The 15706-nt window shown below is 68.9% G+C and carries 19 protein-coding genes; 7 read left to right on the top strand and 12 right to left on the bottom strand.

The window, feature by feature from the left end:
• Window positions 1–220 precede the first annotated feature (220 nt).
• Window positions 221–1207 (top strand): NAD(P)-dependent alcohol dehydrogenase, encoded by a 987-nt coding sequence (locus KIP79_RS04855; RefSeq protein ID WP_214103422.1) that lies wholly within the window; start codon window positions 221–223, stop codon window positions 1205–1207.
• A 6-nt stretch (window positions 1208–1213) separates the two neighbouring features.
• On the opposite strand, the gene KIP79_RS04850 is transcribed toward KIP79_RS04855, so the two are convergent.
• The 4 genes from KIP79_RS04850 to KIP79_RS04835 all read right to left on the bottom strand — a co-directional run bounded on the left by KIP79_RS04850 (window position 1214) and on the right by KIP79_RS04835 (window position 4115).
• On the bottom strand, window positions 1214–2008 hold the full coding sequence (locus tag KIP79_RS04850) for a maleylpyruvate isomerase family mycothiol-dependent enzyme (protein ID WP_214103421.1): 795 nt from the start codon (window positions 2006–2008) through the stop codon (window positions 1214–1216).
• Between the two features lie 86 nt (window positions 2009–2094).
• The gene (locus KIP79_RS04845; protein WP_308169565.1) at window positions 2095–3051 is read right to left on the bottom strand and encodes a DUF1152 domain-containing protein; all 957 of its coding nucleotides are present in this window, start codon (window positions 3049–3051) and stop codon (window positions 2095–2097) included.
• A gap of 9 nt (window positions 3052–3060) precedes the next feature.
• On the bottom strand, window positions 3061–3744 hold the full coding sequence (locus tag KIP79_RS04840; RefSeq protein WP_214103420.1) for a hypothetical protein: 684 nt from the start codon (window positions 3742–3744) through the stop codon (window positions 3061–3063).
• Window positions 3745–3764: 20 nt separating this feature from the next.
• The gene (locus KIP79_RS04835) at window positions 3765–4115 is read right to left on the bottom strand and encodes a hypothetical protein (RefSeq protein ID WP_214103419.1); all 351 of its coding nucleotides are present in this window, start codon (window positions 4113–4115) and stop codon (window positions 3765–3767) included.
• A gap of 147 nt (window positions 4116–4262) precedes the next feature.
• On the opposite strand from KIP79_RS04835, the gene KIP79_RS49195 reads away from it, so the two are divergent.
• Genes KIP79_RS49195 through KIP79_RS04820 form a run of 3 tightly spaced genes read left to right on the top strand, consistent with a single transcriptional unit; the run spans window position 4263 to window position 7212 of the window.
• Complete coding sequence (locus KIP79_RS49195) at window positions 4263–6245, top strand: sensor histidine kinase (RefSeq protein ID WP_214103418.1); 1983 nt, start codon at window positions 4263–4265, stop codon at window positions 6243–6245.
• On the top strand, window positions 6233–6874 hold the full coding sequence (locus KIP79_RS04825; RefSeq protein WP_214103417.1) for a response regulator: 642 nt from the start codon (window positions 6233–6235) through the stop codon (window positions 6872–6874). The genes KIP79_RS49195 and KIP79_RS04825 overlap by 13 nt, the downstream gene beginning before the upstream one ends.
• 29 nt (window positions 6875–6903) lie before the next feature.
• The gene (locus tag KIP79_RS04820) at window positions 6904–7212 is read left to right on the top strand and encodes a GntR family transcriptional regulator (RefSeq protein WP_214103416.1); all 309 of its coding nucleotides are present in this window, start codon (window positions 6904–6906) and stop codon (window positions 7210–7212) included.
• Here the strand turns inward: KIP79_RS04820 and KIP79_RS04815 are convergent.
• From KIP79_RS04815 to KIP79_RS04805, 3 genes are all read right to left on the bottom strand, one after another.
• The gene (locus KIP79_RS04815) at window positions 7187–7456 is read right to left on the bottom strand and encodes a hypothetical protein (RefSeq protein ID WP_214103415.1); all 270 of its coding nucleotides are present in this window, start codon (window positions 7454–7456) and stop codon (window positions 7187–7189) included. The two genes, KIP79_RS04820 and KIP79_RS04815, sit on opposite strands and share 26 nt — an antisense overlap.
• A 212-nt stretch (window positions 7457–7668) precedes the next feature.
• Window positions 7669–9180 carry a gamma-glutamyltransferase family protein gene (locus KIP79_RS04810; RefSeq protein WP_250212697.1) on the bottom strand — a complete coding sequence of 504 codons (1512 nt, stop codon included), beginning with the start codon at window positions 9178–9180 and terminating at the stop codon, window positions 7669–7671.
• Window positions 9181–9448: 268 nt separating this feature from the next.
• The gene (locus KIP79_RS04805) at window positions 9449–10381 is read right to left on the bottom strand and encodes an antibiotic biosynthesis monooxygenase (RefSeq protein ID WP_308169564.1); all 933 of its coding nucleotides are present in this window, start codon (window positions 10379–10381) and stop codon (window positions 9449–9451) included.
• Window positions 10382–10531: 150 nt separating this feature from the next.
• On the opposite strand from KIP79_RS04805, the gene KIP79_RS04800 reads away from it, so the two are divergent.
• Window positions 10532–11098, top strand: a complete 567-nt coding sequence (locus KIP79_RS04800; RefSeq protein WP_214103413.1) for a nucleoside deaminase — start codon at window positions 10532–10534, stop codon at window positions 11096–11098.
• A gap of 291 nt (window positions 11099–11389) precedes the next feature.
• On the opposite strand, the gene KIP79_RS04795 is transcribed toward KIP79_RS04800, so the two are convergent.
• Window positions 11390–11806: a type II toxin-antitoxin system VapC family toxin gene (locus KIP79_RS04795; RefSeq protein ID WP_214103412.1), complete on the bottom strand. Its 417-nt coding sequence runs from the start codon at window positions 11804–11806 to the stop codon at window positions 11390–11392.
• Window positions 11782–12093 carry a hypothetical protein gene (locus tag KIP79_RS04790; protein WP_214103411.1) on the bottom strand — a complete coding sequence of 104 codons (312 nt, stop codon included), beginning with the start codon at window positions 12091–12093 and terminating at the stop codon, window positions 11782–11784. Before KIP79_RS04790 ends, KIP79_RS04795 begins: the two co-directional genes overlap by 25 nt.
• Before the next feature lie 165 nt (window positions 12094–12258).
• On the opposite strand from KIP79_RS04790, the gene KIP79_RS04785 reads away from it, so the two are divergent.
• A complete protein-coding gene (locus tag KIP79_RS04785) occupies window positions 12259–12507 on the top strand; it encodes a dihydrofolate reductase family protein (RefSeq protein WP_214103410.1) in 249 nt (82 codons plus the stop codon).
• A gap of 157 nt (window positions 12508–12664) precedes the next feature.
• On the opposite strand, the gene KIP79_RS04780 is transcribed toward KIP79_RS04785, so the two are convergent.
• From KIP79_RS04780 to KIP79_RS04770, 3 genes are all read right to left on the bottom strand, one after another.
• Window positions 12665–13162, bottom strand: a complete 498-nt coding sequence (locus KIP79_RS04780) for a hypothetical protein (protein WP_214103409.1) — start codon at window positions 13160–13162, stop codon at window positions 12665–12667.
• A 38-nt stretch (window positions 13163–13200) separates the two neighbouring features.
• Window positions 13201–13509, bottom strand: coding sequence for a hypothetical protein (locus KIP79_RS04775; RefSeq protein WP_214103408.1), 309 nt, complete (start codon window positions 13507–13509; stop codon window positions 13201–13203).
• Between the two features lie 198 nt (window positions 13510–13707).
• A complete protein-coding gene (locus KIP79_RS04770; RefSeq protein WP_214103407.1) occupies window positions 13708–14562 on the bottom strand; it encodes an alpha/beta fold hydrolase in 855 nt (284 codons plus the stop codon).
• A 180-nt stretch (window positions 14563–14742) separates the two neighbouring features.
• Here KIP79_RS04770 and KIP79_RS04765 point away from each other — a divergent pair, with 180 nt between their 5' ends.
• Window positions 14743–15705 carry a TetR/AcrR family transcriptional regulator C-terminal domain-containing protein gene (locus KIP79_RS04765; RefSeq protein WP_214103406.1) on the top strand — a complete coding sequence of 321 codons (963 nt, stop codon included), beginning with the start codon at window positions 14743–14745 and terminating at the stop codon, window positions 15703–15705.
• The last annotated feature ends 1 nt before the right edge of the window (window position 15706 follow it).

Below are 15706 nucleotides of genomic sequence, written 5' to 3'. Positions count from 1 at the left end.
CCGGCGGAAGTCCGTTTGCCCGCCGGTCGCGTACTCCGGCTTCTCGCGCTGCTCTCGGTCATGAGCCGATCGTGACTTCTCTGCCGGTATCCGCTCATCGCGCGAAAGGCCCGATCCAACTCAGCCGATCATCCACCGATCAGGCGTACTTTCGGCTGATTCGGCGGGCGGGGCGGATTTTTTAGCGTGGAGCGACCGCACACCACATGAGGAGAAGGCGATGAAGGCGTTCGTCCAGCGCTCGTACGGCCCACCGGATGTCCTGACCCTTACCGACATCCCCGTTCCCGTCCCCCGGGACGATGAGGTCCTGGTCCGGGTATGCGCGACCTCCGTCAACCCGTACGACTGGCACCACATGCGCGGCGAGCCGTACCTGGCCCGGGTGATGCCCGGTAGCCTCGGCCTCCGCGCCCCGAAGATCCCCATTCTCGGCGCCGACATCTCCGGCCAGGTCGAAGCCGTCGGCAGAAACGTCACCGAGTTCCGTCCCGGCGACGAGGTGTTCGCCGTCATCACCGGCGGCGGCTTCGCCGAGTACGTCTGCGTCCGCGAAACCGATCTCGCCCCCAAGCCGCAGCACCTGTCCCACGAGGAGGCCGCCGCGGTGCCCATGGCCGCCAACACCGCGCTGATCGCCCTCCGCGACGACGGCGGCATCAAGCCGGGTCACCGGGTTCTCGTCAACGGCGCCTCCGGAGGGGTGGGCACCTTCGCCGTGCAGCTCGCCCGCGCCTTCGACGCCGAGGTCACCGGCGTGTGCAGCACCCGCAACCTGGACCTGGTGCGCTCCCTCGGCGCGAGCAAGGTCATCGACTACACCGCCGAGGACTTCACCCGCGACGCCCGCCGCTACGACCTGTTCGTGGACATCGCGGGAAGCCGCTCGGTACTCGCCTCCCGCCGCACCCTGGTCCCCAAGGGCGCCTACGTGGTGGTCGGCGGCCAGCCGGGGCGTTGGCTGCAACCGATGGGCCACGTGTTCTCCACCCTCGGCGTGTCCCCCTTCGTCTCCCAGCGAATGGCCCTGGCCGACGCGCTCAAGTGCCCCAGCCCCAAACAGAACCTGCGCACCCTGACCACCTTCATCGACGGCAAACAGGTCGTCCCGGTAATCGACCGCCGCTATTCCTTCGAGGAGATCCCCGCCGCGATCCGCTACCTGGAAGCGGGACACGCGCCCGGCAAGGTCGTCATCACCGTCTGAACTCGCTCAGTACCCCGGGAAGACACGGCGCAGGTCGTCGAGAGTGAGCGTCTCCCCGGTGAATTCCACCCCGGCCGGGGTGTGCTCCGGGGAGTGACGCCCGGAGGCCAGCCGTACCCACCACTCCGCCGGAGCCGTGAGAACCCCGTCCGGCGTGGACGGAACCTCCGTGATGCTCACCGCGTCACGAATCTCCACCCCGAAAGACTGTTCCGGGGCGGTCAGGTGCACGGCCACGCTCGCCTGGCGACCGCCGAGCCCCGCGGCCTTGCCGACCCAGGCGATGGCGGCCTCGGCACGCGGGAGCAGCAGCTCGGCGACCTCCGGCGTCAGCGTGGCCGCACCGTCGAAGGCGACCTTGACGTCCCAGGCGTGCAGAGCGAGCTCGTTGAGCCGCATCCCCCCGAAGGTGGCCACATCCGCCGGATCACCCGGCCACCAGACCGGGATGCGAAGCTCCTCCCTCGCCTGCGCGTCCAGATCCTCGAACCGGCGAAGCTGCGCGTCGTTCGCGCTGAGGAACTCCTCGGCGCGCTGCGCCCGCGACATCGCGTCCCAGCGCGCCCACACCCCCTGGATGAACTCCCGCTCCGGAGCACCGCTCCCGTCCACCGCCCCGTTGAGCGCCGCGAGCCCGATCTCCGCCCCACTCCCCAGATGACTCAACACCTGCGAAACGTCCCACTCCACGGCCCCCGACCGCCGAGCGAGCTCATCCTCCCCGAACCCCCGCACCAACGCGGCAAGCTCCTCGAACTCCGCCCGCAACGCCTTGATCGTCTGATCCGCCGGCTCGGCCATCCTGTCCTCCATGCAGCCGCTTGAACTCTGCCTCGCCCAACATCTCCGCCGCGGAGGATCATCCCGACTGCCCCCACCAAATCCCCTCAGTGCGGAAATGCCCTGGGTGCGCGTGGGGTGATCTCCATGCGGAAGTGCTCGATGATCGAGCTAATCTGGCGCATCAGGGTGGTGCCTTCGAGGCGGTTCAGGTAGAGCGAGCGGCGCGCCAGGCCGTCGGCGTCCACGGCGAAATAGATGGTCATGAGGGGGTTGATGAACAGTTCGCTGCCGCTGGTGCGCGTCGTGAACTGGACGTCGCCGACCTCGCCGTGCAGGGCGGCCGCGATCGAGCCGTTGACGATGCTCGGACGGGCGGGTGCGTCGGCCTGGGCGTGGGCGACGGCGTCCAGGTAGAGCTGGGACGCCCGGCTGGCGCGGGGGATGGAGAAGGCGCCCAGGTACGCCCCGTCGCGGTCCAGGGCGGCCAGATTCTCCAGGACCTGGACATGATTGACGCCGTGGTAGGCGTCCACGCCGAAACCCAGGCAGGCGACGATCTTCTCGTGTACCCCGAGGCCGTGTACGGCGGCGAGGCTGGCCATGTCCTCCTCCGGGGTGCCCAGCCCCGCCTCGTCGCCGCGCAGCAGGATGTCGGTTCCCCCGTCGACCAGGACCACGGCGTCGAGGTCCAGCCGGTCCACCAGCACCTGGTAGGCGGCGCGCAGCGGATCCACTCCGACCTTGGGGAACGCGTACACGGTGGAGGGCAGGTCGTGGGCGTCGAGCCAGCGAGCCAGTGAAAGCTCGGGGAAGTACCAGTCCCGGGTGGCCGTGTGCGGCCCGATCTCGGCCACGTCCTCCGCCACCCAGGCCTCAAGATCCAGCCCGTGCAGCCGGCTGAACGACAGATTGGCCAGGTGGACCTGCTTGCCCGTCTCCCACAGCGCCACGGCGAGCGGAAGCCCGGCGAACACATCGAAACCTCCCCCGGCTCCGGCCACCAGAATCCGGTCAGCCTGCTTGAGCCGGGTGAACAGCGGAGGTTCGTGCAACGAGAACACTCAGGGAACTTAGCGTAGGAGGCGCCGACCGGCGACGGCCAAGCCGATCGCCTGTGCGACGGCGCCGGCGACCTCGAACCACTCGGTGCCGGCCACGAGCCCGATCACATGCAGCGGGGGCCAGGCCAGGACCGCGGCGGCTGCCCAGAGCGGGATCGCGCGGCTACGGAGGAGGGCCGAGCCGAGCAGCAGCGTCCCGACCAGGTTGCCCGCCACGAAGAGCAGGAACACCCACACGGCCGCCAGGTCACTCTGGCCGCTGTCGAGCACGGCCGCGTAGTCCGCGACGGGGCCGCCGCGCTCGGCCATGGCGAGGCTGATGAAGCCGGTGAAGACGATCGCGAAGTAGCCGATGTACCCACTGGCCGTCAGTACCGCGCCGAAGGACCCGAGCTTGCGGCTGCGGTCCGCGACGAGTCGCTTGACGCCGAGGACCGCCGGAACCATGAGCAGGCTCCCCAGCATCGCGGCGACGGTGGCGAGGCGATAGAGGCCGGGGTGGGCCGCCGCCAGGGCGAGGGTCTCCGCGCCTGTGCTGTCACTTCCTCCGGCGCGGGTGGCCCACGCGTAGGCGCTGTTGGCGACGGCGAATCCCCATGGCGCGGTGAACAGCGCCAGGGCGAGCGGGATGCTGCGGGTGTGCGGCGGACCGGCCGGCGCGGACACGACGGACGGCGGAACGGACGTTTCCATGGGTTCTCCTTCAGATGGGATCAGCTGCGGGACCGCAGCCCCGGCGCGACCAGGGCGATGCAGCCGAGGGTGAGCACGATGCCGACCGCGGCCGCGGTCATCGCCTCGGCGGGGACCCCGTCGGCGAAGAACGCGGGCACGGCGGTCAGCCCCGACAGCAGCCTGGTGACGATCACGGCGATCGCCCCGGCCCGGCTACCGCGCCAGCCCAGCACGCAGCCGACCAAGGTGATCAGCCCGAGTACGGCCCCTGCGGCGGCCACCGCGAACGGGGGATGCTCGCCGTCGCCGAGCGGCAGCGTGACCACATCGATAAGGCCGAGCAGGCCGCCCAGGATCAGCCCGGCGACGACGAGACGGGAGCGTTGCATGTGGTTCTCCTGTGAGTGGGGCGGGGGGATGTCCCGCTCCCGCAGTCTCGGCGCGCGGGCACGGTCCGCGGATCCGGGCCGGCACGGGACCGATCTCCGTACTGGCACGTATTCACCGGGCGATCCCCGGCCCCCTACCGTGGAGGCGTGATAGCCCCCCGTCTGTTCGCGTACGCCCTGGCTGCGGTGCTGAGCGTGCTGGCGGGTGCCGGTGTGGTGCTCGCGGTGATCGGCGGCGACGGCGGCGCCACGGCGGAGTTCGCGATAGGCGCGACGTTGGCGTTGCCGTCCGTGGTGCTCGGGCTGGTGGTCGCCGTCCGGCGTACGGACAGCGTGGTCGGCCCGCTGCTCATGCTGGTCGGCGGGACGGCGCTCTGGGTCACCGTCGGCGACCTGTACGCCTCGGCCATCAGCCGGCGGCCGGACCTGCCGTTCTCCGAGCTGTACGTGGCCCTGTCCCAGGGCGACTGGATGTTCCTGTACGTCCCGGCGGCCCTGCTCATGCTGGTGTTCCCGGACGGACGCCCGCCGGGCCGGCGGTGGCGTTGGACGGCCATCGGGTTGGTGGTCGTTCCCGTGCTCTTCCTGCTGATCGCGGCGTTCGATCCCCGTCCCTACCGGCCGCCGTTCGAAACCACGCCGCACTTCTTCCCGGTCCCCGCGTCCTACCTGCCGGCGGTGGAGGTGGCGGGCCTGCTGCTGTTGCCGGTCTTCCTCGGGTTGTTGATCGCGTCCACAACGGCGGTGGTGCTCCGCTATCGCAGGGCGACCGAGGAGGTGAAGCGGGCCCAGCTCAAGTGGTTCGCGCTCGGCGCGGCCTGCCTGCCGCTGGCGCTGCTGCTCTGCTGGGCGAGCTACCTGTTCCTCGGCGGGCCTGAGCTGGGGCTCGCCGGTCTGGCGGCGACCGCCCTGGCGATTCCGGTGGCCACCACGATCGCCGTGTTGCGCCACGACCTCTACGACATCGACCGCGCGATCAGCGCCGCCGTCACCTACGGCCTGGTGACCGCGATGCTGCTCGGCTTCTACACGGCCGCCTCGTTCCTGGTGGGCCTCAGCGCCGGTCGGAGCTCACCCATCGCCGCGGCCGCCGGCACGGCCATCTGCGCCGCCGCGCTGTCCCCGCTGCGCAGCCGCCTGCAGCGCTGGGTCGACCGCCGGTTCTACCCGGCGCGGCAGGCCGTACTGACCGCTGTCGAGGAACTGCGCGGCCGTACGCACGCGGGTCAGGCGCAGCCTGAGGAGCTGGAGGCGACCCTGCGCGCCGCGCTGCGCGACCCGGAGTTGCGCGTCGGCTACCGGCTGCCGGGCACCTCCGGGCTGGTGGACGCGACCGGCGCTCCGGTCGACCCCGGCGACGCTCCCGTCGCGCAAGTCCGGCTCGGCGGCCATGACATCGGCGCCATCGTGCGCGGCGGGACCGGCACCCGGGAGCTGCTGCGCGAGGTGGCCGCCGCCAGCGCGCTGCTCATCGAGGTGGTCCGGCTGCGCATCGAGGTGAGCAGGGCGCTCGACGAGGCCGAGGCCAGCCGTGCTCGGCTGCTGCACGCCGGATACCAGGAGCGGCGGCGGCTCGAACGCGACCTGCACGACGGGGCGCAGCAGCGCCTGGTCTCCCTCGGCATGGCGATCCGGCTGGCGCAGCGCCACCTCGACGACAGCACGGTCGAGGTCGACGCCCTGCTGGACGAGTGGGTGGCGGAGCTGGCCGTCGCGGTCGCCGAACTGCGGCAGATCGCGCACGGCCTGCGCCCGAGCAGCCTCGACGACGGGCTCGGCAACGCGCTGGTCATGCTGGCCGGCAAGGTGCCGGTCCCCGTGGCGCTGGACGTGGCCGCCGACGACCTGCCCGAGGACGTGGCGATGACCGCCTACTACGTCGCGAGCGAGGCGATGACCAACGCGGTCAAGCACGCCGAACCCGCCACGATCGGCGTTCGCGTCAGCCGGGCCGGCGATCGGGTCACCGTACGGGTCAGCGACGACGGGCCCGGAGGTGCCGAGATACGTCCGGGGACCGGTCTGGCGGGCCTGGCCGACCGGGTGCAGGCGGCCGGTGGCGCGTTGCGGCTGTCCAGCCCGGCGGGCGGCGGCACGCTGGTCGAGGCGGTGCTGCCGTGCGCGTCGTGATCGGCGAAGACTCCGCCCTGTTCCGGGAGGGCCTGGCCCGCCTGCTCACCGACGCCGGGCACGAGGTCGTGGCCAAGGCCCAGGACGCCCCGGAGCTGATCGAAGCCGTCGCCGCCGCGAAGCCCGAGCTGGTGATCATCGATATCCGGATGCCGCCCGACCTCACCGACGACGGCGCCAGGGCGGCCCGGCGGATCCGCGACACGCACCCGGAACTCGGCATCGTCCTGCTCTCCCAGCACGTCGAGACCCGGCACTCCGTCGACCTGGTGTCCCGCGGCAGGTTCGGCTACATGCTCAAGGACCGGGTCCTCGACGTCGAGGACTTCTTCGACTCGCTGCAGCGAGTGGCGGCCGGCGGCTCCGCCCTCGACCCCGAGGTGGTCTCGCGCCTCATCGGCGCACGCCGGGCCGCCGATCCGCTGGCCTCGCTGAGCGCGCGAGAGCGGGAGGTGCTGGCGCTCATGGCGGAGGGCCGCACCAACGTCGGCATCGCCCGGCGCCTCTGGCTGACCGACCGAACGGTGGAAACCCACGTCAGCTCGATCCTCGCCAAGCTCGGCCTGGCCAACTCGGAGGAGGACCACCGCCGCGTCCTGGCCGTCCTCCTGTACCTCAACCGCCTCTGAACCAGCTTTGTATCAACCTCTTGCCACAAGTGCCCGTTCGAAGCCACTATTGCTCGGCGGTCTGGTACCTGGCCGAACTGCTCTTCCGGGTAGGGGTGGGCCTGGCGGCGGGGACGGTGGCGCGGGCGTACAAGGAACTGGAACGAGCCGGATACGTCACCGGCAAGCGCGGCGGCGGCACCCGCGTTCTCCCGCAACCCGAACCTCAGACCACCCAAGCGGAACTGATCGAACAACACGCCCGCGCCTACCTTGCCGAGGTCGCCCGCCTCGACGGCACGGCAGAACAGGCGGTCGCGGCCGTACGAACGGTCATCGCCACCGTGTCCACTGAATGAGCGTGCCCTTGGTCCAGGTGTGGGCGATGATCGCATAGCGTTCGTCACTCACCGGGCGGCCCCACAGGTCGGCGTCGCCGCTCAGCGACTCGATATGCACCTCTCTGACCAGGGGGCGCACCACAGAAGCCAGGACATCGGCGGTGATGCCGCTTCCCCAGGGCAGCGATTCGGCTCCCGCCACGTACGGCTGCGGCTCGTAGCAGCGAAAGCGAGCCGGTGCCGCAACCGACGTCCAGGACATCGGCCGGAGCGGACGGCGCCCATCGACGTATCAGGCACCCCCACGCGGCCCGCGTGCGCTCGGCGCGCAAGCCGTGATCAGGCTCGTCATCGAAGGTCGGTGCGGCGGCGTTCCAGTAGTCGCTGATCGCGGAGACAAGGTCGGCCATGGAAGCGATACTCTCAGCGCCCTCTGACACTTCGAGTTCGTGCCGCCGGCGACGGACAATGTGGTCAGCGGCCGAGGGCGGCGCCGATGCGGGCCCGAGGGTCGGCGGCTCCGGCGAGCATTCCGGAGGGCAGGACGTCGATGAGATGAGCGTGCCCGAAGTTGTCGCCATAGGGTTCATGGCGGACCGTGTGCCCGCGCTCGACAAGTCCTGGCGCCCACGTCGCGCCTTTCTCAACCTCGACGACCACCTCACCGCCATGCCAGGTGTCGAAGCCTGTGCTGGCGTCGACACCGAGCGCCCAGCGCGGGGCGGTGATCACCTCGCCAGGGCTCTGGCCGTACGCCAGCAGGCGGGTGACGAGCTGAAGCAGGATCTGCGGCTGCGCGTCACCGCCCATCGTCCCGAGCACCGTACGCAGGGTTCCGTCCGGACGGGTGATCAGTGCGGGTGAGAGGGTGTGCGGCGGGCGGCGGCCGGGGCCGTACTCGGCGGGGTGGCCAGGGATGAGTGAGAAGCCGATGCCCCGGTTGTGCAGGTTGATCCCCGTGGTCGGCTCGAACAGCAAACTGCCGAACCCGGCGGCGTTCGACTGGATCAGCGACACGCCCATTCCGTCGCCGTCCACCACGCACAGGTAGGTGGTGTCGCCACGAGCCGCCGCACCGCCCAGCCCGGCCGTACGACGGTCGGGGTCGACCAGCGCGCGGCGCTCGACGGCCGTGCCGAGCGGGGCCTGCCCGCCCTCGTGCAACACGTCGAGCCTGTCGTGCCCGGCGGCGCGGGCGGCCTCGACGAGCAGGTGCGCCCAGCGCGGGTCGTCCGGATCGCCGGGCAACTCGAACCCCTCCAGGACGCCGAGCGCGAGCAGCAGCAGGTACCCCTGCGAGTTCGGCGGAATCGTCCACACACCATGCCCGAACGCGGTCACGTGCAACGGCGTCACCCAGTCGGCGTTGACCCTGGCCAGGTCGGCATCGGTGTACTCACCCGCGCCCAAGGCGAGCAGCCCACGGCCGAACTCCCCTTCATAGAAGCCCGCGCGCCCACCCGCCGCAATCGCCTCCAGCGCCCGCCCCACGCCGGGCCGCCGCACGAGATCACCGACCGCCCGCACGTCGGCGAAGTCCCCGGCCCCCGGCAGCGCCCCGATGAACGGTCCCCCCGGCGCGAGCAGCGGAGAGGCCGGAAACCCCTCAACCGCCAGACGAATCGCAGCAGCCAGCACCACCTCAAGCGGAAGCCGCCCGAACCGCCCATGCAGCGCGAGCCAGCCATCCACACACCCTGGCACCGGCACCGACCTGACGTCGTACAGGTGAGGCATCCTTCCGTGCCCCTCCGCACGCAACCGCTCCGGATCCGCACCACTCCCGGCCCGCCCCGAGGCATTCAACGCACTCACCCCGGCCCCGTCATGCACCAGCGCGAACAGATCCCCACCCAGCCCACACATGTGCGGCGCCGTAACCGCCAACACCGCATTGGCCGCGACCGCCGCGTCAGCAGCACTGCCCCCTCTGTCCAGCACGGCAACAGCCGCCGCCGACGCCAGATGATCAATCGTGCAAACCATGCCATTAACCGCGTATCGGGTATCACTCATATCAGGACAGTAGGCTTTCCCGATCGCCATGTGGACAGCCGCGACGTAATTGGATCTTTCTGGCAAGACCGCAGGAGTTCATGGTTGCAGGTAGGGCTGGAAGACGCCCTCGGGGTCTGCGCGCTCGCCGTGGCCGAGGCGGTGTCGACGGCGCACGCGTCGAGCCGGGAGAGGTCGATCAGCATGCATCCGTGGTCTCGGCCCAGCCCCATGTCGGACATCCTCCGTGCCACGGCCGCTAACGGGTGATCACGGCGAAGGCGGCGACGGACAGCGCGTAGCACAGCACGATCACGAGCGCTCCGGCGGCGCCGGCGAGGAACGAGCGGGACACATCGGGGCGCAGCCATGCCGCGAAGGCCCTGTTGACGAGCGGCATCAGGACCCAGGTGAGGATGGCGACGCTCAGCACGTTGCCGATGAACAGGACGAGGTAGAGGGGCAGGCGCGCGCCGGTCAGCACCCGGCTCACCGTCAGGTTCAGCGCCATCACGGTCGGATAGAGGGCCAGCAGCACGCACATGGCCTGCTTCCAGTTGGGCGGAGCGCCCTGCCCGGCAACTCCGCCGCCGAACCGGAACCAGCCGCCGAACGCCGACTTGACGGTGCGCACGTCGAAGTCGACGACGCAGTCACGACCTTCGTCCAGGAGCTTTCTCCGGGTGTCGGACGCGAGCCAGTTCTCAAGGTGTTCGCGGGTGTCGAACCGGGTCATGACCACCCAGTGCGGCTGTACGCCCGGCACTGGCGCGAACGTCTCGAATCCAAGGAAGCCGGGAAACCTCTCCTCTGCCTTGTGGAGCCTGTCCTGCCAGCGCGTGTAGTCGCCCTCGCGGCCTGGCCGCACGTTGTGGGAGATCACCGCCGTGACCGCTTCGATATCGGGCGTCCTTCCCGCGAGGACCTCCAGCGCCGGCGGCTCCTCCAGCAGCGGCCGGACCTCGTCGAGCAGCGCCCTACGCGACTCCGAATTCAGCCACCCGGTCAGCTGGGCGATGCCCGAGAAACGAAAAACAGACACCCAGGAGGGTTGCTCACCGGGAATCGGCGGATAAGTCTCCGCCCCCTCGAAACCAGCAAATGAGCGCATGCTCTCATTTGTTTTCTGCTGCCAGCGGCGATAATCATCATCGCGGCCTTCGCGAACCTTTGACGAAATGACCACGGTCACGCCGCGATCCGAAGGCCCGCGGTTCGAACCAGGCTTCACCTGGGCAAGTATAGTCCACGGCCGCCGGGAGAAGCATGGCGGGAATTGCTCGGACGCGGCAGTCAATCATGACGAAATTTCAGCCGTAATTTACCTGCCGGAGGTGAGGAGATGGGACCCAAGGAATTCATGGCCGAAGCCGTGCGACTCGCCACGGAGTCCGTTGTGAACGGCTGGGGCGGCCCGTTCGGCGCGGTCATCACCAAGGACGGGGAGATTCTCGCCCGCGGGCAGAACCGCGTCCTGCTCACCGGCGACCCGACCGCACACGGCGAGATCGAGGCCATCCGCAAGGCCATCCAGATCCTGAACCCGGAGGCACCCACCCTTGCGGAGGACCGCCTGAACACCTCGACGCTCGAACTCGTGCCGCGCCCGGAAGGATCGCCCGACCTCCTGCCCGAGCGGGCCCGGATGCTCATGGGCTACTCCCTCTACTCGAGCGGGGCTCCGTGCCCGATGTGCATGAGCGCCATCTACTGGTCGCGGATCGACTCGGTCCACTTCAGCTCCGACCTCGAGGCGACGAGAAAGATCGGTTTCGACGACGCCTTCCAGTACAAGGACTTCCAGCGCCCCCTCGACCAGCGCAAGATCCCGATCGAGCAGATCTATCCCGAACTCGGCGCCCAGGCGTACGCCGCCTGGGCAAACAAGCCGAACCACCACCCGTACTGATCCGCCGGACGCCTAGGCGGGGTGGACGGCGAGCTCGTCCAAGCGTGCGAGCACGGCGGGACCACTGATTCGATCAACAGCACTTGACGATTGCTCCGCGCTGCTTCGATATCCGACTATTTGATAGTGCGCAGGTCAGCGAGGGTAGCCGCTATCAACTAGCGTGACGCCAGACAAGGAGGTCCGGGGTGTACGCCTCCTCCACCCCGGACAGGCCCGAAGGCGGCTGTTTCATAAAATGAAACGTAGCTTGCAGTTTACGCAAGATCCATATTCCTGGGCAGCGACCGGCTACACGGTTACCAGACGGACCGCCTTGCCGCACAGCTTCCTCATATCATCCTCGTCCGAGGTGAGGATGATGACCGGCCCGGTGGAGCGGAGCGCAGTGGCGACCACGACGGCGTCGATCGCATACTTGTGGCCGTGGAGTCCGTTCTGGCGGAGCAGTTCAAGGGCGTGGACGGAGACCTCCTCCGTCACCGGCTCGACTCGCAAACGGGACAGATACCAGCGCAGACGGTCGTTCGTCACCCGGCTGTCGAAGGCCTCGATCGGCGTCAGGGCGCTGACGACGACACGGAAGTCGTTGCTCTGCGCCTCTCTCACGATCGCCGTCACCCGCTGATCGGCCGCACACCATTTGGAGAGTCCTTCGGAGTCCAGGATGACCGTGCCGGCGCTCAGCTTGCTTCGTGCGCGTGCCATGCACCATCCCCTTGCAACTCCGGGGCGGACTTGACGCTCCGGAACAGTTCCCCCGCCTCGTCCCGGAGCGACTGCGGGATGGGCCCGCTCTCGCGCTCGTTGGCTTGGAGGGCCTCCTCCAGCAGGTCCCGCTCGATCTGGCGTTCCACAGCGGCATCGACGTAGGCGGAGAAGCCGCGTGCGCCCACGCGTTCCTTGATGGCGCGGATGTTTCCGGCCCGCAGCGAGACGCTGACCTTGGCCGCAGGCCCCTCCCCCGGCGGGAAGGCTTGTTCAGGCGAACCCATGAGGCCACTTTACTACTTCAAGTAGCAAAACAGGCCGCCGCCGTCGCCACGGAACGGTACGGCTGGAACTTCTGCACCGGCCATGTCGAGACGGTGCCGCCAGCTCCGACTTCCTACGTACGAGCGGCCTCCGCGGAGGCCCGTACAACGATCGCAGGAGTGGCGATGAGAAAGATCTTCGCGTTCTTCGTGGTGACCGCCGACGGATACTACGAGGGGCCCGACGGGGAGTTCGACTGGCCCAACGTCGACCAGGAGTTCAAGGCGTTCATCCTGTCGGCGATGGCCGGGTCGTCAGACCGCAGAGCACAGAATCCCCCTCGAACTGACCCGTACCAGGACCTTCAAATCGGGCAACGTACTGCTCTACTACCGGCCGGTCGTGGACTGAGACCCGGCCTTCAAGATCCGTAGAAGCCACCGACGGCCCGAGATCACCTGGTGGCAATCTTGGGCCGTACCAGGCATTACAGATGTTGTCTGAGCTTGCTCCGCTTTGACGAACACCGATGATGTGTCGGTCAAACTGGATCAAGCCCAGACCCGGACCGCCCAAGGTCATGGCGGCAGCTCAAAAGGTACCGAAGAAGCGATCCCACCAGCTGGGTTGCCACTGGCCGTCCCATCTCAGCGGGCTCGGCCCGTCGTACCGGCTCGTGAGGAGTTCTTCCGGGACCACCACGTATCCCAGTTCGGTGAGTGCTTGTACCGCCTTTGCGAGATCTCCGGCATCCAACTCGCCCTCCGCCTGCGCCTCCTCCACGCCCAGGAAGGCTCCGGGGTTGTCGGCGGACACCAAAGCCAGAGACCCGAACTTGCTCAGGGAGACGACGATCCGCGTCCCGCACACTGTCGCCTCCGCAGGAATTACGACGCGACCGTACTCACTGGAGTCTTGGGTGTCCTGCTCGGTCGGGCAAAGGGTCGCGAAGCCGTCCTCCAGCCTCGCCACCAGACGTTGGAGAAGCACCGCAGCTTCGCGACGGTTATAGCCCCGTGGCCACTCCAGCCTCTCAGGGTCGTCAAGCCGGCGCAGCAACATCATCAGGTCCGCTTCCCTCTCCACCATCCGCCCATCCTGACGCGATGCGGCAATAGATGTGCGATCTAATGGGGCTTCGACCGGTGCTCAGCCCACAAGTCGACCGCCTCTTGGAGACCAAGAGCGGCAACGTCCTCGCGAGCCATCCCGACCGTGTAGATCAACCGGTCCGCGAGCCAGTCTGGAACCGGTTCTCTGGGGGACGCTTCCTCAACCCGAATCCGATCGGCCATCGTGCCGAGACGCTCGATGACTTGGCCGAGACGGACAATCTCCGGACGGACGGCGCCCGCCTCGCGAATCCTCGTTGTCGCCTCGGCGTACACTTCCGCATCGGCCCGCTCACCGACGGCCCGCACCTCACAGATCTCCACCGACTTGTCCTCGGTGATGCGGTAGACAACACGCCATTACAGAACCCGCAGTCCCCGGTACGAGTACCGGCTCACGCCTCACCGGACGTCTGGCAGTTCGTCGACCAGACGATGAAGCTCTTCACGCTGCGCGCTCACAGGACGAGCCTAAGTGTCCGCGTGAAAGATCACCCTGAGTCCGGCGTCCACGAGCCCGGGTCATCCCCCGGTCTGCATGCCCGTCCGGGCGTGCGCTGCGAAGAACCGCAGGACGGCGTTCGCGATCTCGCTGGGCTTTTTCTCTGGGGCGAAGTGGTCGAGTGTGCGGAAGGTCGCGGTCTCGGAGCGGGGGATCGTTTCGGTCAGCTGGGTGAGGGCGACGGCCTGGCGGGCGGTTTCACGCCCTCTGCCGCGCATGATCAGGGTGGCTGCGGTGATCTCGCGGTAGTCGGCCAGTCGGTGGTCGAACCGCCCCACCTCGGCGTGCTCGCTGATGGCCTGGGGCATGAGCTCGCGCTTCTGCCGCATCTCGGCAGGGGGGATCGCATGGCGCAGGATGATCCGGAGGAGCCAGCGCGGAACACGTCCCGACTGGTCTGGGTTGACGCCGCGGACGAAGGTGATAAACGACTCGAAGTCTGCGCCCTCGGCGACCTCGCGGCGCGCTCGATCGATCCAGTCGACCGGGATCGACCCGCCGACCGACACACCGGGCTCGTAGACGGCGACCGCGTCGAACGCCGGGTTGCCGCACGCGGCTCGCAGGGCCACCAGGCCGCCGAAGCTGTGCCCGAAGATCAGCCGTGCACCGGTTCGCGCGCGCACCGCCTCGATGTCCTCGCGCTCCCGTGCGATGCCGTACCGGTCGCCCTGCGGGCCGCTGCCGCCACGGCCGCGCCGCTGCACGATGTGCACGGCGTGCTGGGTCGCCAAGAGCCCGGCGAAGGCGGTGAGGTCGGACGCCACGGCAAGCGCTCCGGGGACCACGATGACGTGAGGCCCGTGCCCCGTGCTGAGGTACTCGACGGGCGTGCCATCCGCCGATGTCGCCATCTGGGTGGTCAGATCAGACATGATGCTCTCGTTTGTCCCGTTGCCCGGACCCGCCCGGAGCTGCGTTTACAATGTACGCAGAGGCGCCGGACCCGGCTACGAATTAGCGCGCGAGGTAGTGCACTTCAACTATCCTGGCAGCACATGGAGTAGTACGGTCACCTGCCGATCAGCCGACCGCACTAGTGCACCTGGAGGGTCATGACCGACCGAGCGCTCTACCTGCGCATCGCCGACGAGATCGCCGACGACATCCGGAGTGGGCGGCTGACGGAAGGCCGGCCGGTGCCGTCTACCAGGCGGATCGTCCGGGACTGGGGTGTCGCTATGGCCACCGCGACCAAGGTGATCAGCGCCCTGCGCGCGGAGGGCCTGGTCGAGACGATCCCCGGCAGCGGGACCATCGTGCGGCGGCAGGACAGGCAGCAGGACGAGCGGCAGGGCGGCCAGCCGGCCGGGACGGCTCCGCGAGTTGCCGGTGAACGATCCCGGCGTGCCGGGCTGACCCGGCGCGAGATCGTCGAGGCCGCCGTACGGATCGCCGACGCCGAAGGGCTGCCGCTCGTCACGATGCGGCGGGTGGCCGTGTCCCTGGGCGTGTCCACGATGGCGCTCTACCGTCACGTCCCGAACAGGAGTGACCTGACGGTGCGGATGGCGGACCACGTGTTCGCCGGAGCCCGGATGCCCGAGATCCCGACGACGGCCTGGCGGCGACGCCTCGAGGCGGTCGCGCACCTGTTCTGGACGGTACTCGGCCGCCACCCGTGGGCCGCCGAGGTGTTCTCGCTGAGCCGCCCGCAGCTCATGCCCAACGTGCTGCCGATCGCCGAGTGGTCGCTCAGCACGCTGCGCGCGATGGGGTTCGACGCACACGAGATTCTGTGCGCGCACATCAACCTGTTCGGGCACGTGCGCAGCATGGCGCTGGTCCGTCTCGTGGAGACACAGGCAGAGGAGGACACCGGAATGTCCGCGGACGACTGGATGCGCCTCCAGGACGGCAGCCTGCAGCGGTGGGCGTCGTCCCCCACTCATCCCGGACTCGGCTACGTCGTACGAGAGCAGTTCGACTTCGACCTGGACACCGTCTTCGAGTACGGATTGCAGCGCATGCTCGACGGCATCGACACCCGCCGCCGCACCCTCGGCCTACCGGGCTGAC

The sequence above is a fragment of the Acrocarpospora catenulata genome (genome assembly GCF_018476525.1).
Taxonomy (GTDB): Bacteria; Actinomycetota; Actinomycetes; order Streptosporangiales; family Streptosporangiaceae; genus Acrocarpospora; species Acrocarpospora catenulata.
Note: the sequence above shows the minus strand (reverse complement) of the source record. Positions and strands in the feature narration are given on the sequence as shown.